Source organism: Rickettsiales bacterium (assembly GCA_033762595.1).
GTDB lineage: Bacteria > Pseudomonadota > Alphaproteobacteria > Rickettsiales > UBA8987 > JANPLD01.
Genome location: JANRLM010000033.1, coordinates 1 through 3,396, shown reverse-complemented (window position 1 = coordinate 3,396; position 3,396 = coordinate 1). Strand labels below are relative to the sequence as shown.

3 protein-coding genes are annotated in these 3,396 nt (G+C 35.6%); all 3 read right to left on the bottom strand.

Annotated elements, in window-relative coordinates; translation table 11 throughout:
- Window positions 1-834 carry a MipA/OmpV family protein gene (locus tag SFT90_02805; GenBank protein MDX1949415.1) on the bottom strand — a complete coding sequence of 278 codons (834 nt, stop codon included), beginning with the start codon at window positions 832-834 and terminating at the stop codon, window positions 1-3.
- A gap of 65 nt (window positions 835-899) precedes the next feature.
- Complete coding sequence (gene holA, locus SFT90_02800) at window positions 900-1,922, bottom strand: DNA polymerase III subunit delta (GenBank protein ID MDX1949414.1); 1,023 nt, start codon at window positions 1,920-1,922, stop codon at window positions 900-902.
- 197 nt (window positions 1,923-2,119) lie between these two features.
- Window positions 2,120-3,396: dicarboxylate/amino acid:cation symporter (locus SFT90_02795; GenBank protein ID MDX1949413.1), on the bottom strand; the 1,277-nt coding region annotated here is incomplete at its 5' end.

The window sequence follows — 3,396 nt, the reverse complement described above, 5'->3', positions numbered from 1 at the left end:
TTACTCCCCATCATTCCAGCCGAATCTATAACCATAGGCAATACCCATTACAAATTGGTTTTCATCACCTCTATTTGTAATTAAGGGAGAATCACTAGCAGGCGTGCCTAGAATATCAAACCCTCCAAATATTGTAACTGCTGTGCTGTTAGTTAAAGGCATTGTTGATGCGCCGCCAACGCCATAAGAATTAAAACCTGAGTTTGCGTTATATTGGTTCAAGCCTGAGTTTGTTGCTTGCGTTTGGTTTATGCCGTAATAAGTATTATTAAACTCTGCGCTTGCGAAAGAAATTCTTGGCCCAAAACTATAACTAAGTGGGCCAACCCTATTAAAATAATTGATATTTGCATCTGCGACAATTCCCTCATGACCACCAAAACCTTGCCTTAATTCAACTCTTGAGCGGATATTATCTTTAGAATATTGAACAAAACTTCCGAGTTCTATAGCTGAATCAATATCTCCTAAGCCTTTCAGTGCATTAGTTTCACCAGAAATTAAGAAAGGTGAACCACCAGTTGCTTCCTCTCTACCGAATCTGATTTTGGCTATCGGCCCTAACTTCCAATCTTCCTCATTGATAGCATTATAGAAAATACCTTCTGGCACTGAGGCAAAAAATCTGTCCTTATAATTTACCCTTAAATCTGGGAATATTGAAAAGCCATAATCACTCGCCCCATCAAATACTGGTGAATAAACTGGTGCAAAGCCGATTGTAATGGTTAAATCTTTCTTTTCTGGTCTTTTCATCTCATTTGCAAAACTTTTTTGCTGAGAAAATATTAGATTTAATAAAACCCCACTTAAAATAAAAATTTTTTTTAGCATAAATAATTCCCTAATTTTCAAGAAATTTATGCAGAAAATAGATTTTTATTATAGTTAATTTAAGTTTAGGCACTTAGTTTATATATTACTTGCTCGGTGATGATTTCAGGCTCGGAGTTTGAGGTTTTGATTTTTGATTCTGCTTCGTATAAAATATGATATAATTTATCAAAATTATTAGATTTTGAGAGCCTTTGCAGATGTTTTTTATAAAAATCTTGCTGGGTGAAGAATATCCTCATAAATCTCATAATTTCTGCAACATTCTTACCTTCTTTTGTTTGCTGAATACCATATTCTAGCTTTTCAATGTAATTTCTTAAAGCACGAAATAGAAAAATTGGCACAACACCATCATCAATGGCTTTTCTATATTTTTGTAATGCGTTTGGAAAATCCCCAAGGAAAACATAATTTGCGATATCCTGCACTGAAGTTTCTGAGGAATTGCCAGTTAAATTATAAATATCTTCAAGCGTAACCTCACCTTTATTTTGTAGATAAAGAGAGATTTTCTCAACCTCATTTTGCATAATAGAGGCATCACCTTTGCATAATTCAGCCAGAGCCTCACAGGCATCTTGCGGAGCTTTAATATTATTTTTTTGGAAAAGCTGATTTATTTTTGCGGCGAGGTTTCTTTCATTTTCAGCGTAATAGTGAAAGTAGGCGAGGTTTCTTTCGCTTTCAAATAATTTTCTTAGAGATGAATCTTTGCTCAAATCCCCAGAAGTAATTAAGAGAAGTGCATTTTCAGAGATTTCTGGGGTTATATCTGCGATAGTTGCAATTAGCTTTTCTGTAGCAACCCTGCCTTCAATATTTTTAACAGAAACAAGCCTTCTACCGCCACCAAAACTTATTGCTGAAAGCTCATCTAAAATTATTGTTGATTCTTCTGTGATTTGGCTAACATCAATTTTAGCAGTAGTGAAAGGATCATCGTTTGGTGATATCTCCTTTTCTAATATTTTAAGGGAATTTGAAATTGCCCCGTAATCTTGCCCGCAAATTAAGATGCTTGAGAATTTAAGATATTCCTTAGATTTAACAAAAGATTCAAATCTTGCGGTTTCAATTTTAGCCATTGATAACTTTAGTTAGATTTAGTGGAGGCAATATATTTTTCCGTCTGAATGTTACCCCGTGCTTGTCGCGGAGTTAATCATAAATACACGCACAATAGTTAGACTAGTAAACACTTTCAACCATTAACCCCGCAATAAATGCGGGGTGACAATTAGTGGTTAAGAAGTTAAAATCTAATTATTTATAGCCCTAGAGCCTAACTCTTAGAATAATAAACCTTCTCATCAAGTTGCTTTTCAGTGGAATCAATGGTTAGGGTAATGCAAGCATCACCGGTAATGTTGACGGTGGTTCTAAACATATCAAGAACCCTATCAATACCAAGTATAATTGCGATATATTCAATTGGAATGCCAACTGAATTTAACACCATTCCCATAAAGATAATTGAACCACTTGGAATACCTGCCGCACCAATTGATGCAATGGTGCAAGTGAATATCAACATTACATAATCATGCATACCAAGCACAACATCAGTTGCTTGTGCGAAGAATAATGCACAAATTCCGAGGTAAATTGCAGTGCCATCCATATTCATTGAAGCACCAAGTGGCAGAACAAAATTCGCACTAGTTTCTGAAACACCCATTTTTTCTTTGAGGGTTTTCATAGTGGTTGCCAAAGCTGCTTTACTGCTACTAGTTGAAAATGCAAGCGTTTGAGGCTCAATCATTTTTTTATAGAATGGAAGCGGTGAAACCTTGCCAAAAAATTTAATAATCAAACCGAATATTAAATATTGGAAGAAGCACGCAACCAGAACAACTGAGAATAATTTGCCGAGTGAACCAACTATTGCAAGGCCTTTCTCACCAATCATCCAAGACATAAAGCCAAACACACCGATAGGTGAAAGTTTAACAATTAGCTCAATCATTTTGAATGAAAATTGTGCAAATTCATTGATTAAAACCAGTAAATTTGGAACTTTATCTCTAATTAAATTAATTGTGAACCCAGCAAATAGAGAGAATACAACGATTTGTAATATCTTACCTTCAGCCATTGCACCAATAGCATTGTGAGGGAAAATACTAATTATCATCTCCAAGAAATCTTTTGGTCCATCAGTTGGGATTTGGAAAGTAGATTTCTCCATGTGAAGTTCCACGCCTTTGCCTGGCTCAAAAATAATGCCCGCACCAAGACCAATTACAACCGCAAAACATGCCGTGCCAAGATATGCAAGCACTGATTTCAAACCAATCTTAGACATATTAGAGGAATTAACCATATTTGTAATCGCAGAAACAAGCGAAAAGAAAATAAGTGGCGGAATAACCATCTTCACTAGGTTAATGAAAATAGTTCCAAGTGGAAGTAAATATCTAGTGTAATCAGCGGTTTTATATTCTTCTATGGAATCAATTGCCCCCATTGAAAGTAGCACATTAGCAAGCGGGTGATGGATAATATATCCAACAATAACGCCAAGCACCAAGCCAATTAGAACCTTAACCCAGAGTGCAA